Genomic DNA, 20,819 nt, shown 5'->3' on the forward strand with positions numbered 1-20,819 from the left:
GACGTGCCACTGACGTCATACCGAGGTCTGAACCATGTTTTCCGTCCATGCCACCCGGCTGCGCAAATTCCTTGCGTCCGCTGCGCTCACATCCCTTGCCGTCCTTGATCTGCCCGCCGCGATGGCGCAGTCGGTTCGCGAACCTCTGCCGCCCGTCGAGATATCGCCCGCTCATCCCCGCAAGCTGGCCAGGCCAGCCGCCCGGGAAGGGCAGAGCCCACGCCGCGCAGTAGTTCGCCGGCCGGCGACTGCATCCGCAGCGCCCAAGCCTGTCGTGCCGACCGCAGCGGCGCAAACGCCGCTCAACACCAATGCAGTCGCCGAGAGCGCCTCGCGTCTCGGTCTGACCGTGCGGGAGATCCCCGCCACCGTCGAGGTGATTTCAGCGAAAACTATGCGCGAGCAGGGCTATCGCACAGTTTCCGAGGTTGCGCAGGGCGCCGTCGGCGTCACCTCAGGGGATAACCCGGCCGAGCCCGCGGCGTTCTCGATGCGCGGCTTCACCAACAGCCAGATCAACATGCTCTACAACGGCATCAAGATCGGTCCGCAGAACATGACTTCGCGGATCATGGACACGGCCAATCTCGAAGCAGTGGAATTCCTGAAAGGTCCGGCCTCGCTGATCTCGGGCGAAGGTGCCGCCGGTGGCGCGATCAACACCGTCACCAAGCAGCCGCACACCGGACCAATCCGGAACGAAGCCGAATTCTCCTGGGACTCGCTGAACTCGTTCGGCGCGCATTACGGTTCGGGCGGCAGCACCAACGTACAGGGACTCGACTATCGCTTCGACGTCAGCCGTGCTTCGCTCAACGGCTTTGCCGACGACACCAACACCAAGACGCTCGACGTCTCCGGCCAGCTCAACTACCGCATTTCGGACAGTCTCAAGATCTGGAGCGCGATCGAGTATCGGGAAGACCGTTCGAAAGCCTATTGGGGTGCACCGCTGGTGCCGATCGCCTTCAGCGGCTCGCATGCGACGACGGGGATCGTTTCGGGTAATTACTTCAACAGGACTGATCTTGGGGCTGTCACCATCGACGACCGCACTTTCAACACCAACTACAACGTCCTCGACAATCGAAACGTGGCGCAGGAGGTGTGGCTGCGCGGCGGCTTCGAGCTGAGGCTTGCGCCTGACCTGACGCTGAAAAGCCAGGCCTATGGTTATGGTGCGGAGCGCACCTGGTTCAACAATGAGATCGAGGCGTTCGATTCCACGACGAACAGGGTGTATCGCGAGCGCTTCTATGTCGCGCACAGCCAGCGCCTTGTCGGCAACGTCACCGACTTGATCTGGGATGCCAACATCGCCGGCTTCGACAACCGACTGGTCACGACGCTTTCGTCGAGTTATCTCGACTTCGTCAGGCCGGGCGCGGCAAACTTCCCGAACGACGATGTCTCGCTGGTCAATCCCGACCGCGGCTATTACGGCCTGCTCACGACCAGGCAGCAGACCGCCCGCATCGACAACGAGGCACTGTCGTTCGAGGACCGGCTGAAGTTGACGCGCAGCTTCGCGCTCGTCGGCGGCCTCCGCGTCGAGCATATCGGGCTCGACCGCAACTCGACCGACAAGTCCGGGCTAGAGAACGCGAACTTCCCGTTCTCGAAATCCTGGGTCCCGACAACGGGGCGTATCGGTTACACGTGGGAAGCCGTTCCGGGTCTGACCTTCTTCAGCCAGTACGCCACCGGCGCCGACATCGCCGCCAACAACATCTTCCTGCTCAATCCGACCGATCCGCTCAACCTGACCACTGCGCGCACCTATGAGACCGGCGTCAAGCACCTGTTCTGGGACAACCGGGCAGAGTGGTCGTTCTCGGCCTATGACATCCTGCGCAAGAACGTCTATGCCGCGGCCGGCGGCATGCAGCTCAACCTCGCCGGGCGGCAGGAGTCGAAGGGTGTGGAGCTGGCGGCATCCGTGCGGCCGATCGAGCCTCTGCGTCTCTGGGGCAACATCGCCTATGTCGATGCGCGCTATGCCGATTACAATTTTGTCGGCGGCTCGTTCTCCGGCAATACGCCGCCGAATGTGCCGCGCATCGTCGCGAACGCCGGCGCCTCCTGGCGCCTCTTCACGCCCTGGCCGGTGGAGCTCGGCATCACCGGCCGCCATGTCGGCGACCGCTACAACACCGATGCCAACGTCGTGACGATGAAGGCCTACACCGTCGCGGACGTCTACGCCTTCGTCGACATCCCCAAAACGGTGTTCGATGCGGTCGACCAGGCCCGCCTGACCTTCCGTGTGCGCAACATCGCCGATAAGCGTTATGCGATCTGGGGCGATCCGTTCTATCCCGACCAGATCCTCTTGGGTGCGCCGCGCACCTATGAGATCTCGGCTGCGTTCAAATGGTAGGATGCTGATCGATGATGAGCGCGATCGTCCTGTTGCATCGCTGGCTCGGGATCGCGTTCTGCCTGCTGTTTGCGATGTGGTTCGCGACGGGAATCGTGATGCACTTCGTTCCGTTTCCGTCCCTGACGGAGGCGGAACGCTTTGCCGGACTGGCGCCGGTGGATCGCGCAGAGGCGAGGATCGCGGTTGCCGATGCGGTGACCGCGAGCGGGATCGGGGATGCGACGCGCGTTCGCCTGATCCAGCGCAGCGACGGACCGGTCTATATCGTCTCGGCGCCATCGCGTGCAGGCGCAGTTCGTGCCGCCGATGGGGGCGACGCGTCGGTCGCGTCTTCCGACATTGCACTGGCTATCGCGCGAGATCATGCACGTAGCCGCGGACTCGATGCCGCGCGGGCCGCGATTGTCGCGCGCGCGGGCTATGACCAATGGAGCGTGCCGAACGGCTTTGACCGCCATCGGCCCTTGTTTCGCATTGCTCTCGGCGACGCCGCCGCAACGGAGGTCTACGTCTCCTCGCTCACCGGCGAGATCGTTTTGGACACGACGCGCAGCGAGCGCGGCTGGAATCTCGTCGGCAGCGTGCTGCACTGGATCTATCCAACGATCCTGCGAAGCAACTGGTGGCTGTGGGATCGCGTGGTCTGGACCTTGTCGTTGCTGGCCCTGATCGCAGCTTTGCTTGGCGCTGTGCTCGGCCTTACGCGGATCAAGCTGGGCGGAGGTCTGATCGGCTCACCCTATCGTGGCTGGCATGCCCTGCATCATCTCATCGGACTCGCGGCGACGGTCTTCGTGCTGACATGGATTTTCAGTGGCTGGCTCTCCATGGATCACGGGCGGCTGTTCTCGCGCGGGCAACTGACCTCGGCAGAAGCCGGCGTGATGAACGCTTCACCGAATTGGACGACGGCCGCATCGCTCGATCGGCAGCCAATATCGCTGTCGGCCCGTGAAATCGAATGGTTTGCCGTCAACGGCAATCTCTATCGGCGGGATCGGATGGGCCTTGCCGCCCAGACCTTGATCGAGGCAGGCGATGCGCCCCGCGATAGATCAACGGGATTTCTGGATGCGCAAGAGCTCCAGGGGCTGACCGCGCGCCTCGCGGCCGGCTGCGCCGTACCGTCCGTACTTGCCGACAGCGACGACTATCCCGCGCAGTCCACCGTCCCGGGTGCCCCGGTCTACCGCTCGCGCTGCGGCGACCTCTGGTTCGACATCGACGGTGCCGACGGCAATTTGCTGCAAAGGCTGGATTCGTCGCGGCGGGCTTATCGCTGGTTCTACGGCGCGCTGCACACGCTGGATTTTCCAGCCTTGATGGCGCATCCACGTCTGCGCGAAGTCCTGATTGTCGGACTGTGTATGTTGGGACTGGTGTTCTCGGTCACCGGGATCGTCATCGGCTGGCGCCGGTTGCGGTTCTCATTGTCAGTCCGAGCGATTGGGCCGGGCCGCAGCGGCTGAAACGCATAGCCGGGGACTTGCGCGTCCGGCCGAATTCTCGAAACATGGGGCCATTAAGGGACGGAGACCTCTGTGACGCAGCTCGATCTCGCCATCCGCGGCGGCACCATCGTGACGGCCAGCGACGAGTTTCGCGCCGATATCGGCATTCGTGACGGCCGCATCGTCAGCATCGCTGATCATATCGACGGCGCGTCGCGCGAGATCGACGCGACGGGGCTGCTGGCTCTGCCAGGCGGGATCGACAGCCACGTTCACATCTCGCAGCCCTCGGGCCCCGACGTGGTAATGGCGGACGACTTTGCTTCGGCGACGCGCTCAGCCGCTGCCGGCGGCAACACCATGGTGCTGCCCTTCGCGCTCCAGGAGAAGGGCACATCGCTCCGGACCTGCGTCGAGAACTACCGCAAGCTCGCCGAGGGCGAGTGCTACATCGATACTGCCTTCCACCTCATCATCTCCGATCCGACGGCGGTCGTGCTCGGGCAGGAGCTGCCTGCCCTCGTCAAGGACGGCTACACCTCGTTCAAGGTGTTCATGACCTATGACGATCTCGTGCTCAGCGACAAGCAGCTGCTTGAGGTGTTCGACGTGGCGCGCCGCGAGAAAGCGTTGGTGATGGTCCATTGCGAGGGTTATGACGCCATCCGCTTCCTCACCACCAAGCTCGAGCGCGAGGGGCACATCGCACCCTATTATCACGGCGCGTCGCGGCCGCAGGCGGTCGAGCGTGAGGCGACGCATCGCGCCATCAGCCATGCCGAGGTGATCGGCGTCCCCATCATGATCGTCCACGTCTCCGGGCGCGAGGCGATGGAGCAGGTGCGCTGGGCCCAGCAGCGCGGATTACCGGTGCATGCGGAGACCTGCCCGCAATACATCACACTGACGGCTGACGACATGAAGGGCCTGAACATGGACATCACGGGCGCAAAATACGTCTGCTCGCCGCCGCCGCGCGATGCCGAAAGCCAGCAGGCGATCTGGGAGGGTATCACTACCGGCGTGTTCCAGACGTTCTCGTCTGACCATTGCCCGTTCCGCTACGACGATCCCAAGGGCAAGCTCGCTCCGAATTCCCGCACCTCGTTCCGCTGGGTACCGAACGGCATCCCCGGCGTCGAGACGCGGCTGCCGATCCTGTTCTCCGAGGGCGTCTCGAAAGGGCGCATCAGCTTGCAGAAATTCGTCGAGCTGACCGCGACCAATCATGCGCGGATCTATGGCCTCTATCCTCGCAAGGGCTCGATCGGAATCGGTTTCGATGCGGACATCGTGCTGTGGGACCCAAAACTGACAAGGAAGATTCGACAGGCCGATCTGCACCACGGTGCGGACTACACGCCGTGGGAAGGCTTTGACGTGACCGGCTGGCCCGTCACCACCGTCGCACGGGGGACGCGTGGTGTACGAGCAGGGCAAGATCGTCGGCGACAAGGGTGCAGGCGAGGTACTCAGCCGCGGCAAATCGAGCCTGGTTTGACCGTCACATCGAACAGATGCGACCGATCATATCGGCTCGATGCCAATCTCCTTGATGATCCGGGCCCACTCGGTGCTGCGTTATGCTGCACGTCCCGGGACGTCGTTGAGATCGTGGCTTCACCCAAGGATCACCAGGAATTCACTGATGCGTATCGTCAATGTTGCCGCCGCCCAGATGGGCCCGCGAGGCCGTGGTCAAGCGCATGATCGCGCCGATGGACGAAGCCAATGCAAAAGGCGCCGACCTGATCGTCTATCCGGAACTGGCGCTCACGACCTTCTTCCCACGCTGGTATGTGGAGGATCAGGCCGAGTTCGACAACTGGTTCGAGCGCGAGATGCCGAATGCGGCGACCAGGCCGCTGTTCGAGCGCGCGGCGCAGCACCAGATGGCGATGAATTTCGGCTATGCGGAGCTGACGCCTGATGGACATCACTTCAACACCGCCTTTCTCACCGACAAGTCCGGAAAGATCGTCGGCACCCTATCGCTATGACGAGACCGGCAAGCGACCTCGTTCTACTGTGCATGGGGTTGTTTTCGCGTTTTTGGTTTTGCCCGCCCTCAGCCCTGGCGGCGCAGGAATCCGGTGATCGTGACCTTTTCCCAGATGTCGGCCGTGGCAAACGGATCGGCTCGGTTGAAGGCTTCGACTTCGCTGCGGCCGGGCGCCTCGATCAGGAACAGGCTGCCGATCATCCTCTCGCCGTCGTCGGAGACGAGCGGCCCTGACATCACGATCTTGACGCCGTAGCGCGAGGTGTCGCTCAGGAACGATTTATGGGCATCGTAATTGGCGAGCCGCGTCGGCAGTGCGCCAGTACGGTCGATGGCGTGAATAGCGAACAGCATGATGTCTCCGTTTCCTGCTCGGATTCTTGGGACGGCCGCGACGGCGGCCGTCCATGTTTGTCTTGATGGATACGCTTACTTGCCGCCGAGCTTGCCGGCTTCTTCGAAAGTCGGGCAGTTGCGCTGCTCCAGCGGCACGTCGAACGGCTGGTAATTGTCCTTGGTGATGACGGTCGGCTTCAGCACGATTTCGGCGATGACGGGCTGGTTGCGCAAGGATCGGATCGCCATCATGGTGCCGAGGCAGCCTTGAAAAAATCCGTTGTAGTCGCCGCTCGCGAGCAGCTTGCCGGACTTGATCGCGTCGATCGCTTCCTTGGTACCATTGATGCCGATCACCTGCGCCTTGCGGTTGGCGCCGTCGAGCGCCTCGATCGCGCCGACCGCCATGGCGTCGTTGGCGGCGAGCACGCCGTCGATCTGCGCGTTCGACTGCATCAAATTCTCCATCACCTGGAGCGCCTGGAGTCGCTGATAGTTGCCGGGCTGCGAGGCCAGCAGTTTTGCGCCGGCGTTTTCCTTCAGCGCGTCGTTGAAACCGCGGACGCGGTCGACATTGGTCAGCGAGCCCTTGACGCCCTCGATAATGACGATGTTGCCCTTGCCGCCCAACGTCTTGAGCAGGAAGCGCGCGGTCTCGAGGCCGAGGCTGTAATCGTCGGCGCCGACGAAGGAGAGGAACTTGCCGCCGGCGGAGCGGTCGGTGATGTTGATAACGGGGATCTTGGCTTCGTTGATCTTCTCAACCCCCGGCACCATCGCCTTGTAGTCGACCGGCGTGAAGACGATGGCGCTCGGCTTCTTCACCACGACGTCTTCGATCTGGCTGAGCTGTTCTGGGATAGAGTCAGGCTTGGTCGGAATGTACTGCAGCGTCTTCGCGTTCAGGGTCTTCGCCATGTTGTCGGCGCCGACCCGCACCGTCTGGAAGAACGGGTTGGTCTGGTTCTTGGTGAAGACGGCGATGGTCTCGCCGTCGGCGCGAACCTCGGTGGTGAACGCGGCCGCCATCAGCAGCGGCAGCGTCAAATAATACGTCAGGTAACCCAGTTTCTTATTCATGTTGTCTCCATCCCTCATTTTGCTTGTTGGAACTCCAGAACTCATTGCGCGCGGCGGCGGGTCTTCATGTCGAGCCAGACCGCGAGAATGACGATGATGCCGGTGACGAGCGGCTGCCAGTTGGCGCTGACCGACAACAGGTTCATGCCGTTCAGCACCAGCGTCAGGATCAGCGCGCCGATAAAGGTGCCGAAGACTGTGCCGACGCCGCCGAACAGCGAGGTGCCGCCGATCAGCACCGCTGCGATCGCGGGCAGTGTCAGGCTTTCGCCGATGTCGGCCTCGGCCGAATTGAGCCGCGACAGGAAGATGATCGAGGCGAGCCCCGCCATGGTGCCTGATACCGCGTAGACCAGCAGCAGGCGCCGCGCGACCGGAATGCCGGAGAGCCGTGCCGCGACCGGATTGGCGCCGATCGCATAGATCTCCTGACCCCAGATCGTTCGCTGCGCAAACAGCGTTCCGATCCCGAGGAACACCAGCAGCAGGTAGACCGGGATCGGCAGGCCGAACAGATAGCCGCTGCCGATCTGGCGGAAGCCCGCCGGGAAGCCGTGCAGGGTCTCGCCCGCCATGTACCAATAGGTGAGGCCGTTCAGCACCCAGAGCATGCCGTAGGTGGCAATGAAGGAGGGGATGCGCAGCGCCGTGACCATGATTCCGTTGAGGAGCCCAACGATGCCGCCGCAGGCAAGCCCGGTGAGGATGCCGAGCGCGGGCGAGCCGGTCTTGTGGATCACGGTGCCGGCGATGCAGGCCGACAGCGCGACATTGGCGCCGACAGAGAGATCGAGGCCCGCGGTCAGCACCACGAGGGTTAGGCCGGAGGCGATGAAGAAGGTCAGGCTCGCCTGCCTGAGCACGTTGAGGATGTTGCCGAGGCTCAGGAAGGAATCGCTGAGCACCGCCAGCACCGCGCAGATCAGCAGCGCCGCGAGCAGGCGATAGAATACCTGGATCGCGTCCTGCGACAGGAACGAGCGCGGCGGCGCGATGGCGTCTTTGCTGATGTCGGTCATGCGCGGCTCCGCAGGCCATCCAGAAACAGCGCGACGATGACGAGCACGCCAACGCTTGCGACTTGCACCGAGGACGGCATCGAGATCAGGTTCAGCCCGTTGCGTAAGACACCAACCGAGACGACACCGAGCAAGGTGCCGAGAAGCCAGCCATTGCCGCGCTCGAACGAGGTGCCGCCGACCGCAACGGCGGCGATCGCATCGAATTCGAGACCGAGGCCCGCCGTCGGGTGGCCGGAATTCATGCGCGCAGTCATCAGCAGGCCGGCGATGCCGGCCATGGCGCCACCGATCGCGTAGACCGCGATCAGAAGCCGGTTCGGCGAGAGGCCGGCATAGCGCAGCGCCTCCCGGTTGCCGCCGAGTGCGAAGATGTAGGTGCCGAAGCGGGTGTGATAGAGCAGGCCGTGGAACGCCGCATAGGTCACCAGCGCCATCACGATCGGCACCGGAATGCCCGGCAGCGTCGCCGAATAGATGTCGCGCACGCTGTGGGGAATGCCGACCACGCTCTGGCCGTCACTGACGATCAGCGACAGGCCCTGCGCCATGCCGAGGGTGCCGAGCGTCGCGACGAAGGGCGGGATGCCGAGGATGGCGACCAGCCAGCCATTGATCGTGCCAAAGGCCGCGCCGACCAGCAGGCCGGCGCCGAGGCCCAGCAGCATCGAGTGGGTTGCGAGCGAAACGATGGCGACGCCGAGCGAGGTCAGCGTCAGCACCGCGCCCATCGACAGGTCCAGCCCCTCGGTCATGATGATCAGCGTCATCGGCAGCGCGAGCATGGTCAGGATGGTCGACTGCACCAGCACGTTGGAGAGGTTGGCGACGGACAGGAAGCCGGGCGCGATGGCGCCGAACACCGCGATCAGAAGCACCAGCACGATGGCGACGCCGGGAATGCGTTGCAGTGGATTGGACTGTGAAACGACCGCGGCCTCACGCATGATGCATCCCCAGTCGCACGATGTTCTCCTCGGTGAGCTCGCTGCGCGTCAGGTGCCCGGCGATGCGCCCCTCGCGCATCACATAGGCGCGGTCGCAGACATGGCAGATCTCGACCTGCTCGGACGAGATCATCAGCGCCGCCGCGCCTTCCGCGACAAGGCGATCGATCAGGGCAAAGATTTCAGACTTGGCACCGATGTCGATGCCCCGGGTCGGCTCGTCGAAGATGAAGAGCTTTGATCCCGCAGCCAGCCATTTGCCTATCACGACCTTCTGCTGGTTGCCGCCGGAAAGAAGGCCGACGGTCTGGCGTGCGCTTGGCGTCGCGATGCGCAGCTGCCGGATCAAGCCGTCGGAGGTGCGCTGCGCGCCACGCTGGTCGAACAGGCCGCTCGGGAACAGCTTTCGCAGCGCCGATACCACCAGATTGTCACTGACCGACCGCAGCAGCGCGAGGCCCTCGCTCTTGCGGCTCTCCGGGATCAGCGCGATGCCGCGGCGGGCGGCAAGATCCGGTTCGCCCGACATAGCCTTGCCGTCGAAGAAGATCTCGCCTGAGCTCACGGGATCGGCGCCGAAGATGGCGCGCGCGACCTCGCTGCGGCCCGATCCGACCAGGCCGCACAGGCCGACGATCTCGCCTCGGCGCACCTCGATATTGATGTCCGAGATTCCGGTGGAGGCACTCAGCCCCTTGACCTCGAGCAGCAGCTCGCCGGGCTTGTCGGAAAAATTACGCGGATAGGTCATGTCCACGTTGCGACCGACCATCATGCGGACGAGCTGGTCCGGCGTGACGTCGGCAGGGCGAACGCCGTCGATGCGGCGGCCGTCGCGCAGCACCGTGATGCGGTCGCCGAGCGCGAACACCTCGGCCATGCGGTGCGAGATGTAGACGATGGAGACGCCGTCGGCCTTCAGCCGCGCGATCAGTGCGAACAGCAGCTCGGTCTCGCGGTCTGACAGCGCCGCGGTCGGCTCGTCCATCACGAGAATGCGGGCGTTCTGGCTGATCGCTTTCGCGATCTCGACCATCTGCTGCTGCGCCACCCCTAACTTGTCGACAATGGTGGAGGGATTGATCTCAAACCCGATCAGGCCAAGCACGTGCCTGGCGTCGGCGAGGATCTTGCGTCGATCGATCGTGCCGGGAATGCGCCCCCGCGGCTCGCGGCCGAGGAAGATATTCTGGGCGATATCGAGATGGGGGACGAGCGAGAATTCCTGAAAGATCACGGCAATGCCGAGCTTCTGCGCATCCGCGGTCGAGTTGATCGCGACCGGCTCGCCCTTGTAGTAGAACTCGCCGGCATCGGCGCGGTAGGCGCCGCACAGCACCTTCATCAGGCTCGACTTGCCGGCGCCGTTTTCGCCAAGCAACATATGGACTTCCCCGGGGAAGACGGCAAAGGACACGTCGTCGAGTGCCTTGACGCCGGGAAATTCCTTGCTGATGCCGCGCAGCTCCAGCAGCGGGGCAGGTGAGGTGGGTTCAACGGCCAATGCGGCGGTGCTCATGCGCGCGCTCCGCTTGCAAAGATCTTTCCGGGGTTCATCAGCCCATCAGGGTCGAGCGCCTGCTTGATCGACCGCATCACATCGACGGCCTCGCCGAGTTCGTCAGCGAGATAGTCGATCTTGCCGAGCCCGATGCCGTGCTCGCCGGTGCAGGTGCCGTCCATGGCGATGGCGCGGGCGACCATGCCGGCCTGGAGCGCCTTGGCGCCTTCGACTTCCTCCGGCTTTGCCGGGTCGATCAGGATCAGCATGTGGAAATTGCCGTCGCCGACGTGGCCGACGATGGGCGCCGTAAAACCGTGCTCGTCCGCGTCGCGCCGGGTTTCGGTCAGGCATTCCGCCAGCCGCGAGATCGGCACGCAGACATCCGTGATCACGGCACGCGCGCCGGGGCGTAAGCCGAGGCCCGCATAGAGCGTGTTGTCGCGGGCGTGCCAGAGCCGGCTGCGATCCTCCGGCGCTTTCGCCCAGGCAAAACCATGGCCGCCATGGTCGGAGGCAATGGCCTGCGCGGCCTCGGCCTGCTCGGCGACGGAGGTCTCGGAGCCGTGGAATTCGAAGATCAGGGTCGGGGCTTCGCGATAGCCGAGTTTTGCGTAGGCGTTGATACCGCGCATCATGACGTCGTCGAGCAGCTCGATACGCGCCACGGAGATCGCCGACTGGATCACGGAGATTGCGGTGTCGACGGCCTCGTGCAGGGTGTCGAAGCTGCACACCGCGGCCGAGATCGCCTGCGGCACCGGATGCACCTTCAGCGTGATCTCGGTGATGATTCCGAGCGTGCCCTCGGCGCCGACGAACATCCGCGTCAGATCATAGCCGGCGGCCGACTTGCGCGCGCGCCTGGCGGTCCGGATCACGCGGCCGTCGGCGAGCACCACCTCCAGCGCCATGACGTTGTCCTTCATGGTGCCGTAGCGCACCGCCATGGTGCCGGAGGCGCGCGTGGACGTCATGCCGCCGATCGAGGCGTCGGCGCCGGGATCGATCGGAAAGAAAAGTCCGGTGCCGCGCAGTTCCGCATTGAGCTGCTTCCTGGTGATTCCCGGCTGCACCACGACATCCATGTCGCTCTCGTGCACCGTCAGCACCTTGTTCATGCGCGCGAAGTCGAAGCAGACGCCACCCGCGACCGCGGCCGCATTGCCTTCGAGCGAGGTCCCGGCGCCGAACGGCACGATGGGCATACTCGCACCGGCGCACAGCTTGACGATTTCGGCGACTTCCTGCGTGGTTTCAGGGAAGACGACGATGTCGGGCGGCAGGTTGCGATAATGCGACTCGCTCTGCCCATGCTGATCGAGCACGCCACGCGCGACGCTCGCGCGCAGGCCGATCATGTCTGTGAGGCGATCGGCCAATATGCTCGTGCTGACCCGCGCTCCCATCCTTGCTCCCTGTCTGCCCCTGTTGCCGGACTCTTGTCTGGTCCGCCGTCGTTCAGCTTAAGCGGCTCTTGCGCTGCTCGCGACCTGCTTCAGGCCGAAATCATAGTTGAGATGAAAATACTCGCTGTCCACCATGCGACCATCCGGCGCACGGCCGGGCGGGCAGCGCACAAATTCCCGGATCAGGCTGTCCTTGACGCCGAACACCACGTCAGAGTCGAGATATTGGTCGCTGGCGACGAACACATGGGTCACGAGCTGCTCGAAGCCAGGCGCCGAGATCATGAAATGCACATGCGCGGGACGCCAGGGATGGCGGCCCTGGACCTCCAGCATGTCGCCGACCGGGCCGTCATGCGGGATCGGATACGCCGCAGGCTTGATCGACCAGAAATTGAAGCGGCCATTCTGGTCGGTGTGGAAGCGCCCGCGCATCGCGAGATCGCCGATCTTGTCGAGCTGCTGCACGTCGTAATAGCCATCATCGTCGGAATGCCAGACGTCCACGACGGCGCCGGCAAGCGGCCGTCCGTCGACGGTCGAGACCGAACCGGTCACCAGCATCGGATCGCCCTCCATCGGACCGGAGATATCAGCGCCGTTGTTTTTCTCGGGCGAGGCCTGCACGAAGAACGGGCCGAGTACCGTGGTTTCGGTCGCGCCTTCCGGCACCGGATGGTTGATCGCGTCGACCAGCATGGAGACGCCGAGCGCGTCCGACAGCAGGATGAACTCCTGGCGTTTGTCGTCGCACATGTGGCCGGTGCGGGTCAGGAAGTCGATGCCGTATTCCCATTCCTTCTGAGTCGGTCGCACCTCGCGGACGAAGGCATGAAGGTGGCGCACCAGCGCCTCGCTGACCTGCTTGATCCGCGGATCGATCGCGCCTGCGATCCGCTCCAGCACTGCGTCGGTGATCGTGTTCTCGTCGAAGTTACGCATGTGTGCCTCCGCCGATCAGAGTTTGGGTTCGCCAAGCCCGGACAATCGTTCCAGGTGCTTGACGGTCGCGATGAAATCAGTGTCGCCGTCGCCCTGCGCCACCAGCGAGCCATAGGTTTCGCGCACTTGAGCCGCGAGCTGAAGCGGAACGCCGACGGCGTGGCCGGCGCCGAGGATCAAGTCGAGATCCTTGGCCATCTGCTTGCAGGAGAAAGTCGAGTCGAAATCGCGGTTACGCAACGGCGCGGTCTTGTACTTCACCATCGGTGAGGCGACCGCGCTGTCATCGAGAACTTTCAGAATGTCCTGCCAGCCGATGCCGCCCTTGCGCGCCAGCGCCAGGCTCTCCGCCATCATGGCGGCCGACACCGCGATCATCAAATTGACCGCAAGCTTCGCATATCGCGCTTCCTCGCCGGGCCCTAGATAGGTCTGCGCGCGGGTGAAGGCGGCGAACAGCGGCTTTGCGCTTTCGTAGGCGTCCTTCGGGCCCGAGACGAAGCAGCTCAGCGCGCCGGTGTGAACGATGCTGGCGTTGCCCGAGACCGGCGCCCGCAGATAGGCAATGCCGCGCGCCTGCGCGGCGATTGCAACTTCCGTGGAGGCTTCGACGCTCACGGTGCTGGTCTCGATCAATACGGCTGCCGGCGCCATTGCGGCGATGAGGCCGGTCGGGCCGAGCATCGCGCCGCGCAACGCCGTGTCGTCCGGCAGCGACGTAACGGTCGCGGCCTTGCCGCGCACGGCCTCGGCCGGTGAAGCGGCAATCGAGATGCCTTGCGCGCGCGCCTCGTTGAGCCGTGCGTCGCTCCGGTCGAACGCGGTCACGGCGTAACCGGCCTTGGCGACGAGCACCGACATCGGCAGGCCCATCTTGCCGATCCCGATGAAAGCGATGTTCTCTAGCGCGTCTGTCATTGTTGTTGTCCTTGACGCCTTCAGGCGGCGTGTCCCTGTCGTTCGATGTCGTGCACCAGCCGCCGGCCGGATTGCACGAGCAGTTCCTTTTTTGCCTCCAGACCGTCGGCCAGCAGCCGCCCATTCCGCTTCTTCCACACGCCGCCGATCATCACGGCCTCGATATTGGCAAGGCTCGTCTGCATCACGACCGTTGCGACGGGATCGTGCACCGGGACGAGGTTGAGATCGCTGGCATTGATGATGACGAGGTCGGCGAGCTTGCCCGGCGTCAGCGAGCCGATCTGGTTCTCGCGGCCGAGCATGCGCGCTCCTTCCGTCGTGATCCAGCGCAGCGCCTCGCGGACGGGGATCGTGGTCGTCGCTGGAATGGTGCCGTTGACCTTTCGCGACTCGGCGTTGTCGAGCGATCGCTGCGTCGAGAGCGCAACGCGCGCAGCGGAGAAGAGATCGCCGGCGAGCACGGATTCCAGATCGATGCCGATGGTCGGCCGCACCCCGCGCTTGAGCAGCCGTCCGGTAATCGGAAAGCCATGGCCCTGGATCATCTCGTTCTCCGGCGTCACCGAGAAGGACACGCCGAGGTCGACCATCCGGTCCAGCAGATCGTCAGGCAGGTCGTTGCCATGGACGATGTTGATTCCGGCGCCGACGAGGCCGGCCTCGATCAGCTTCTCCCAGCCATCAGGCGTCTTCGCGGGACCGCCGCCCTGATGCATCGATGCGATCAGCTTGAGCTCCCGCGCCATGCGGAAATCGTGCATGGCGACGTCGAGCGTCGAATAATGCGGGCCGAGGATCGCGAGCCCAAGCGTGACGAGGCCGTCGCGGTCGGCGAGGGGCCCCGCCAGCAGCCGCTCGACCTCGCGGCGTGGATGCGGCACCTCCGAGAAGTGCCGCTCGCCCGGTTTCGGCTCGGGCTTTGGCGAACCGTGGAAGAAGGCAGCGCGGATGCCGCTCTCGATCAGGCCGCGCACGGCAGCGTCGGTGTGATCAGGCGTCGGATTGTTGTGGCACCAGTCGACCAGCGTGGTGGTGCCTTGGTTGATCTGGTTCAACGCGCCGACCAAGGTCGCGATATAAATGTCCTCGGGCCGGAAGACCGTTGCGAACCCGGCATGCATGCGGCGGAAATATTCCAGCAGCGTCCAGTTGGCGGCATAGCCGCGCAGCGCCGTCTGCCAGGTGTGCATATGCGCGTTGATCAGGCCGGGGATGACGATGCGCCCGGTGCCGTCCACGATCTCCGTTTCGGCCGCGCTGCTGCCGACGTCGATCGATGGGCGCACGTCGACGATGCGGTTGCGCTCGATCAGCACGTCGCCAGTGCTGAAATCGCCGATCGCATCATCCATGCTGATGATGACCGCGGATTTGATCAGCGTGCGCCGCATGGAATCAAGCCACCGCTTTGACGTCGGCGGGCGGCTCGCCGGCCCAGGCGCGTGCGATCAGGTCGCGGATGGCGTTGCGCTCGAGCGGCCGCGGGTTCCAGTAGGCGTTGGTGACGGCCAGGTCGGCAGCCTTGCCGATGCCGTCTTCGGGCATGCCGATGTCGCGTAGTGCAAGCTTTGCACCTAGCCGCTTTGCGAGATCGTAGAGTCCGCGCGACGCATCGGCAGTACCGATCGCGCGCGAGATGCGTGCCATCGCATCGGGCACGGCCGGCGCGTTGTAGGCCAGCGCATGCGGCAGCACGATGGTGTGGGTTTCGGCATGCGGCAAATCGAAGGTGCCGCCGAGCGTGTGGCAGAGCTTGTGATGAAGCGCCATGCCGACGGTGCCGAGACAGACGCCGCATAGCCACGCGCCATAGAGCGCTTCGGTGCGGGCCTCGCGGTCGTCACTCTTGGCGGCGATGGCGGGCAGGGCACGTGCCAGCGCGCGAATGCCTTCTTCCGCCATCAGCGACGTGACCGGATTGGTGTCGCGCGCATAGAGCGCCTCGACTGCATGTGCGATCGCATTGATGCCCGAGGTCGCAGCCAGGCTCGCCGGCAGCGTCAAAGTGAGATCGACATCGTAGATCACGGTCTCCGGCAGGATGGCGGCGTCGCGTACGGTGGTCTTCAGGCCGTTCTCGGTCTGGCCGACGATCGGCGTCATCTCCGAACCTGCATAGGTTGTGGGAATGCAGAGCTGGTTCACACCCGTGCGCAAGGCGAGCGCCTTGCCGAGGCCCGTGGTCGATCCGCCGCCGAGCGAAACGACGCAGTCGGCCTCGCATGCCTTCATCTCGGCGAGCGCCCGCTCCGTGACCTCGACCGGCGTGTGCATGGTGGCGCCCGGAAAGATGCCGGCATAGAGCGAGCCGAGTGCCGCGCCCAGGCTCTTGCCTTGCGCCTCCTGCTGCGGCGTCGTCAGCACCAGCGCGCGCTTGCCGCCGAGCCGCTCGACCTCGGCTTTGGCCGAGGCCAGCGTTCCGCTGCCGAACACGACGCGGCAGGGCAGGTTTTCAAAGGTGAACGTACCGATCATGCGCCGGTCTCTTTGATGGGATAATCGACCTGGAAGCGCCCGATCCGCAAGTCGCCCAGCGCCTCGCGCACCCGTAAATGTTCCGGGTGGGTGGCGTAGGCCTGGAGCGAAGCGTGGTCGGTGAATTCGGAGAACAGGACGACGTCGCAGGCGTAGTCGACATCGCTGACATCCACGCCGACCTCGATATGGGTGAGGCCGTCGATCCTGCCGCGCAGCCCCTCGAACAGGGTTTTGACCTTGATCCGGGCGGCGGAACGCTCCGCTGGCGTCTCCCCGCGCAGCCGCCACATCACGATGTGCCTGATCGGGCCCGACATTTCCCTGTTTCCTTGCCTGCTATCTTGCTTGTCTTGGCGCCATTTTGACTTGCGGGATGCGGAAATAAAGGCCAATAATCGCAAGTCTCTTTTTCTATTTGCGAAAAAATGGACCGCCTGCTCCAACTCGAAGTGTTTGCCAAGACGGCCGAACTCGGCAGCCTGTCCAAAGCTGCCGAAGCCCTGCGGATGTCGAATGCTGCCGCGAGCCGCCACCTCAGCGCGCTCGAGGAGCGGCTTGCGGTCCGGCTGATCGAGCGCAACACCCGCCGGCTGTGGTTGACGGAGGCGGGGCAGGAACTGCTGGAGCGCTCCAGCCGGGTCTTGAGCGAACTGGCGGAGGCCGAGGACATCGTCAGCGACCGCGCGCTGTCGCCGCAAGGCACACTGCGGGTCACGAGTTCGCTGTCCTTTGCTGTGATCTATCTGGCGCCGATGCTGCCGGCCTTCCGCGCGCGCTATCCGAAGCTCAACATGCAGATCACCACCGCCAATCGGTACTCCGATTTCATCGAGGCCGGAATCGACGTGGCGATCAGGACGCGCGAGCAGGAGCCGGATTCGAACATCATCGTCCGCCGCATCGGCCAGATGCGGCGTGTGCTTGCTGCTGCGCCCTCGTATCTCGCAAGCTGTGGCGAGCCGGAACAGCCCGCCGATCTCGCGCGCCACAACATGCTGGTCTACAATCTCGCCAACGATCCTTATTCGCTGCGGCTGCGCAAGGGCAACGGCGCGCAGACTGTCCGCATCACGCCGACGCTCGACAGCAATGACGGCCAGGTCATCCGCGGCGCCGCACTTGCAGGGCTCGGCATTCTCATCCAGCCGCTCTACATCGTGCAAAGCGATATCGCGGCGGGTCGTCTCGTCCCGGTTCTGATGGACTGGGAGCTGCCGCTGCTGACGATGAACATCGCTTACCAGAACCGTGCCGGACTGCCCGCCAAGATCAGGGTCTTTTCCGACTTTCTGGTCACCCACATCCGCGAGCATTCGCAGCCGGGGATCTGGATCGACGCGGCGAAGTGAGACGAACGCTTTGAGTTTCGACCGCCATGATCCGGCAGTTGATTCGCGGGCCGATCGATCAGTGTGCCGAGTTTGCGCTGGTCCGCGGCGACAAAACGCGCGACGGAAATTTGCTCGTGAAGGCGCGGGTCTTGGGTTGGACACGCGATCCGTCGATCACCTCGAGCCGGCCGCAGCTGTTCAAGGTGTGCAGCTTCCTGCCGGGCCAGGCCAGTCCGGGCCTCAGGGAGTGGCAGACGATCTGCTTGAACGTCGTCGGTGACAGTTCGACGATTTCCGCCAGGGCGAGCGCTGCCCCGTATCCGCCGGCACAATCCTGGACCGGTCGCCACAATCGGTCATTGACGGTAATGAAATTCCCCGCAGGTCGCGTGCTCGCGCGGTCGATCAGGACGGGGTTGCTGGCATGCGGCAACCACGGGCCCATGAGGTGCTCGGCGTAATAGATCGCCAGCGAATCCGAATACCCGCCGGTGCCGTCGCGCCAGGCCCCGAACAGATAGTTCAAGCCGTTGTGCCGCGTGATCGTCGCATCAGCCAGTTCGAAGCCCGAAAGCAGCGTCGCGTGCCGTTCCCATTTGTCCGGAAACCGAACGCATTTATAGATGGCGACGTCCCCATTGGTCGAACTCTCCGGGATCATCCACAACGCGCCATGGTCCTCGATGAGGAACGGATATGAGAGGTGCCAAGGCTCCTCCAGCACGGGGACGACCTCTCCGACGGGGCCGGCGTCGTTGAACTCGATCGCCGACACGATGCCTTTTCCAACCCGGTGGTCGAGATCTTCAAAGAAGACGAATGTTCGCCCCTGCCAGGTGATCGGGAACGGATCGGCGTAGAAGTGGTTTCCGGGATCTGCAAGGACGTTCCAGCCTGGGCCGGAGAGATCTCCGGTCTGCCAGACGTCTGCGCCATCATTGAAGCGCCATCCGACATGCCAATGCGGGGCATAGCAGCACAGGCGATAGATCTCCTTGGCAATCGATACGGCGAGGCCGCGCGCGACGTACGCCGCTGGCGGGCGGCCGTTGCCGGCTCGGGCCGGGCGTGCCAGCTGCGGCACGATGCGCGGTCTTCCCGACAGGATGGCCGCCACCATGGTCAGGGTTCGCGCCATGACCGTTTCTAGGCCGCCGCTCAGACCGGCCGCGATTTCGGCGGAGGGGTGGCCGCGATCGAGGATTGCACCGTCGACCTCGTCCACGATTTCGATCACCGGCAGGTCGCCGGCGAGAATGGCGGCAAGGGCTGCGTTTTCGCCTGCGGCTCCGTTGAACAGCGGACGAAGATACTGCCGGGCGGAGCAGTTCGGATCCCGCGCGGCGCCGGTGAAATCGACGATCATGTCGGCCGTACCGGCGCGAGCCTGCATCCGTTCCGGACTGATCTTCAGCCTGTCGGCGCCGCTGTGTTTGCCCTTGTGCAACACCAAGCGTTCGAGCTCGAACAGCGCGTCGAGACCGGTGGGGCGCGGCTCGGCCGTTGCCGTCCATGCGATCTGAACCGGTACATCCCGGCCGTCGACCGACAGCGTCTCGCGGCCCATCCACCGCCGCGCATGCTCAGTTTCACAACGAAACTCGATGATCATGTCGAGCCAATCCGTTTCAATGCGACCCGGTCAAATGACCTGGCCGAGAATTCGAACGTATTCCTCCACCATGGCATCCACTGAATAGCGCAGCTTCAGGCCTTTGGCGTTTTGTCGCAGTTCGTCGCTCAGTTGTTGGTCCGTCAGCAGCCTGGAGACGGCCGCCGACAGCTTCGTATGATCGGAAGCATCGACGAACAGCGCCGTCGGCTTTCCTTCAACGGACAACACCTCGCGCAAGACCGGAAGATCGGTGACGACCGAGGGAACGCCTGCGTTCGCGGCTTCCACAGCGGCCAGACCGAAGGTCTCTGCCTGGGTCGGAAATACAAACACGTCGAGAGCGGCGAGAAACTCCGCCATCTGCCGCGGGGTGATTTCGCCGAGCAGATGCAGCCTGTCCGAGACATTCAACTCATCCGCCAACTGCGTCAGCCGGGCCTCGTCGGCTCCCTGGCCGGCGAGTGCGAGGTGCCAGGATGGTTGATCCGGCAACAGGCGTATCGCCGCATCGAGCCGCTTGTGCGGGTGCAATCTTGCTGCGCAGCCGAGCAGGACGGCATCCGGCGGCAGATTGAATTTCTGTCGCGCAGCTTGCTTCGACAGGGTGAGGGCCTTGTCGTCGAAGCCGTGCGGGACATGCACCATGCGCGACCGATAAGCCCTCGGGTAGCGCGAATACTCGCGCTGCATGTCCAGCGAGTTGAGCGTGATGCGGTCGAAGAAGCCGAGGCTGCCCATGACGATGTCGGCCGCACGGACCGGCCAGCTCATCGACAGCGCCGATGAAACCTGATTGGCGATAACAGGCGCGCGGCAGACGAGGCGCGCCACGCCGGCGCCGATGACATTGCCGAAGTGCTGAAACGTCAGAACGGCGTCGGGCCTGGTGGCCCTGATATGGCGGCCGAGCGTCCACAGCAGTTGCAGCAGTGCCAGCGGATGTCCCGGCCGGTGCGATGCGCAATAGACCGTATCAGGCGGCTCATCGAACGAATCCGACTTGCGGAAGAAAAACAGATTGGTGACCCGGTAGCCCCGCGCGGTCAGCCCGGCGCCAAGCAGTCGCGAGATCTCCTGCGCACCGGCGTTCTCGGCCTGGGTCTGTACGAGAAGCACGTGCAGCTTTCGTCCGCTGCCCTCGGGCGGCGGGAGTGCTGTCGCAGCCGTCTCGCCGAACTCCTTGTTTGGCTGGTAATGGAGCACGGATCCCGACCCACTGATGAAACGAAATGTTCACCTTCTTGACTCCGTAGCTACCATGCGGGCATCGCGCGGACACCGACTAGCAATAAACGGAGTTAATGCGCGGCCTGTCGGAAGGGCACCGTTCGCGAGAGAATTCCGCTGGGTCCCAACCAAATGAAGCGAGCGCGTTAACCAATTGGTCATGGTCGGATGAGGCGC

Annotated in this window: 16 protein-coding genes and 2 pseudogenes; 5 read left to right on the forward strand and 13 right to left on the reverse strand. The window is 64.1% G+C overall.

Annotated features, from left to right (window positions below; all coding sequences use genetic code 11):
* The first annotated feature begins 34 nt into the window (after positions 1-34).
* From ACVWYI_RS15705 to ACVWYI_RS15720, 4 genes and pseudogenes are all read left to right on the forward strand, one after another.
* A complete protein-coding gene (locus ACVWYI_RS15705; RefSeq protein WP_456662539.1) occupies positions 35-2,380 on the forward strand; it encodes a TonB-dependent receptor domain-containing protein in 2,346 nt (781 codons plus the stop codon).
* An 11-nt stretch (positions 2,381-2,391) separates the two neighbouring features.
* Entirely contained in the window at positions 2,392-3,852 is a 1,461-nt protein-coding gene (locus ACVWYI_RS15710) for a PepSY domain-containing protein (RefSeq protein ID WP_456662540.1), read from the forward strand.
* A gap of 72 nt (positions 3,853-3,924) precedes the next feature.
* Positions 3,925-5,335 (forward strand): annotated as a pseudogene (gene hydA / locus ACVWYI_RS15715) (dihydropyrimidinase).
* A 147-nt stretch (positions 5,336-5,482) separates the two neighbouring features.
* Positions 5,483-5,819: pseudogene (locus ACVWYI_RS15720) on the forward strand (nitrilase-related carbon-nitrogen hydrolase); the annotation flags it as partial.
* Positions 5,820-5,902: 83 nt separating this feature from the next.
* On the opposite strand, the gene ACVWYI_RS15725 reads toward ACVWYI_RS15720, so the two are convergent.
* The 11 genes from ACVWYI_RS15725 to ACVWYI_RS15775 form a co-directional block, all read right to left on the reverse strand.
* Positions 5,903-6,190 (reverse strand): YciI family protein, encoded by a 288-nt coding sequence (locus ACVWYI_RS15725; protein WP_456662541.1) that lies wholly within the window; start codon positions 6,188-6,190, stop codon positions 5,903-5,905.
* Between the two features lie 75 nt (positions 6,191-6,265).
* Positions 6,266-7,252, reverse strand: coding sequence for a sugar ABC transporter substrate-binding protein (locus tag ACVWYI_RS15730; RefSeq protein WP_456662542.1), 987 nt, complete (start codon positions 7,250-7,252; stop codon positions 6,266-6,268).
* Positions 7,253-7,293: 41 nt separating this feature from the next.
* Positions 7,294-8,271 carry an ABC transporter permease gene (locus tag ACVWYI_RS15735; RefSeq protein ID WP_247444889.1) on the reverse strand — a complete coding sequence of 326 codons (978 nt, stop codon included), beginning with the start codon at positions 8,269-8,271 and terminating at the stop codon, positions 7,294-7,296.
* A complete protein-coding gene (locus tag ACVWYI_RS15740; protein ID WP_456662543.1) occupies positions 8,268-9,218 on the reverse strand; it encodes an ABC transporter permease in 951 nt (316 codons plus the stop codon). Before ACVWYI_RS15740 ends, ACVWYI_RS15735 begins: the two co-directional genes overlap by 4 nt.
* Positions 9,211-10,737: a sugar ABC transporter ATP-binding protein gene (locus ACVWYI_RS15745; protein WP_456662544.1), complete on the reverse strand. Its 1,527-nt coding sequence runs from the start codon at positions 10,735-10,737 to the stop codon at positions 9,211-9,213. Before ACVWYI_RS15745 ends, ACVWYI_RS15740 begins: the two co-directional genes overlap by 8 nt.
* On the reverse strand, positions 10,734-12,128 hold the full coding sequence (locus tag ACVWYI_RS15750; RefSeq protein ID WP_456662545.1) for an FAD-linked oxidase C-terminal domain-containing protein: 1,395 nt from the start codon (positions 12,126-12,128) through the stop codon (positions 10,734-10,736). The genes ACVWYI_RS15745 and ACVWYI_RS15750 overlap by 4 nt, the downstream gene beginning before the upstream one ends.
* Before the next feature lie 57 nt (positions 12,129-12,185).
* Entirely contained in the window at positions 12,186-13,070 is an 885-nt protein-coding gene (locus ACVWYI_RS15755; protein WP_456662546.1) for an intradiol ring-cleavage dioxygenase, read from the reverse strand.
* 15 nt (positions 13,071-13,085) lie between these two features.
* Entirely contained in the window at positions 13,086-13,988 is a 903-nt protein-coding gene (locus tag ACVWYI_RS15760) for an NAD(P)-dependent oxidoreductase (RefSeq protein ID WP_456662547.1), read from the reverse strand.
* 20 nt (positions 13,989-14,008) lie between these two features.
* Positions 14,009-15,382, reverse strand: coding sequence for an amidohydrolase family protein (locus tag ACVWYI_RS15765; RefSeq protein WP_456662548.1), 1,374 nt, complete (start codon positions 15,380-15,382; stop codon positions 14,009-14,011).
* Between the two features lie 4 nt (positions 15,383-15,386).
* Positions 15,387-16,466, reverse strand: a complete 1,080-nt coding sequence (locus ACVWYI_RS15770) for a maleylacetate reductase (protein ID WP_354044141.1) — start codon at positions 16,464-16,466, stop codon at positions 15,387-15,389.
* A complete protein-coding gene (locus tag ACVWYI_RS15775; RefSeq protein WP_247350212.1) occupies positions 16,463-16,786 on the reverse strand; it encodes a Dabb family protein in 324 nt (107 codons plus the stop codon). The genes ACVWYI_RS15770 and ACVWYI_RS15775 overlap by 4 nt, the downstream gene beginning before the upstream one ends.
* Positions 16,787-16,894: 108 nt before the next feature.
* On the opposite strand from ACVWYI_RS15775, the gene ACVWYI_RS15780 reads away from it, so the two are divergent.
* Complete coding sequence (locus ACVWYI_RS15780) at positions 16,895-17,818, forward strand: LysR family transcriptional regulator (RefSeq protein WP_279659824.1); 924 nt, start codon at positions 16,895-16,897, stop codon at positions 17,816-17,818.
* Between the two features lie 58 nt (positions 17,819-17,876).
* Here ACVWYI_RS15780 and ACVWYI_RS15785 read toward each other — a convergent pair whose 3' ends face one another.
* Positions 17,877-19,412, reverse strand: coding sequence for a glucosamine inositolphosphorylceramide transferase family protein (locus ACVWYI_RS15785; RefSeq protein WP_456662549.1), 1,536 nt, complete (start codon positions 19,410-19,412; stop codon positions 17,877-17,879).
* Positions 19,413-19,442: 30 nt separating this feature from the next.
* Positions 19,443-20,618, reverse strand: a complete 1,176-nt coding sequence (locus tag ACVWYI_RS15790; protein ID WP_456662550.1) for a glycosyltransferase family 4 protein — start codon at positions 20,616-20,618, stop codon at positions 19,443-19,445.
* Positions 20,619-20,819 lie beyond the last annotated feature (201 nt).

Source organism: Bradyrhizobium sp. LB13.1, assembly GCF_054056815.1.

Bases quoted from the DNA above. Each gene is read 5' to 3' on its own strand.
- ACVWYI_RS15765 (WP_456662548.1), bottom strand. From the start codon at position 15,382: ATGCGGCGCACGCTGATCAAATCCGCGGTCATCATCAGCATGGATGAT.
- ACVWYI_RS15750 (WP_456662545.1), bottom strand. From the start codon at position 12,128: ATGGGAGCGCGGGTCAGCACGAGCATATTGGCCGATCGCCTCACAGAC.
- ACVWYI_RS15775 (WP_247350212.1), bottom strand. From the start codon at position 16,786: ATGTCGGGCCCGATCAGGCACATCGTGATGTGGCGGCTGCGCGGGGAG.
- ACVWYI_RS15740 (WP_456662543.1), bottom strand. From the start codon at position 9,218: ATGCGTGAGGCCGCGGTCGTTTCACAGTCCAATCCACTGCAACGCATT.
- ACVWYI_RS15745 (WP_456662544.1), bottom strand. From the start codon at position 10,737: ATGAGCACCGCCGCATTGGCCGTTGAACCCACCTCACCTGCCCCGCTG.
- ACVWYI_RS15730 (WP_456662542.1), bottom strand. From the start codon at position 7,252: ATGAATAAGAAACTGGGTTACCTGACGTATTATTTGACGCTGCCGCTG.
- ACVWYI_RS15785 (WP_456662549.1), bottom strand. From the start codon at position 19,412: ATGATCATCGAGTTTCGTTGTGAAACTGAGCATGCGCGGCGGTGGATG.
- ACVWYI_RS15725 (WP_456662541.1), bottom strand. From the start codon at position 6,190: ATGCTGTTCGCTATTCACGCCATCGACCGTACTGGCGCACTGCCGACG.
- ACVWYI_RS15710 (WP_456662540.1), top strand. From the start codon at position 2,392: ATGATGAGCGCGATCGTCCTGTTGCATCGCTGGCTCGGGATCGCGTTC.
- ACVWYI_RS15755 (WP_456662546.1), bottom strand. From the start codon at position 13,070: ATGCGTAACTTCGACGAGAACACGATCACCGACGCAGTGCTGGAGCGG.
- ACVWYI_RS15770 (WP_354044141.1), bottom strand. From the start codon at position 16,466: ATGATCGGTACGTTCACCTTTGAAAACCTGCCCTGCCGCGTCGTGTTC.
- ACVWYI_RS15735 (WP_247444889.1), bottom strand. From the start codon at position 8,271: ATGACCGACATCAGCAAAGACGCCATCGCGCCGCCGCGCTCGTTCCTG.
- ACVWYI_RS15780 (WP_279659824.1), top strand. From the start codon at position 16,895: ATGGACCGCCTGCTCCAACTCGAAGTGTTTGCCAAGACGGCCGAACTC.
- ACVWYI_RS15705 (WP_456662539.1), top strand. From the start codon at position 35: ATGTTTTCCGTCCATGCCACCCGGCTGCGCAAATTCCTTGCGTCCGCT.
- ACVWYI_RS15760 (WP_456662547.1), bottom strand. From the start codon at position 13,988: ATGACAGACGCGCTAGAGAACATCGCTTTCATCGGGATCGGCAAGATG.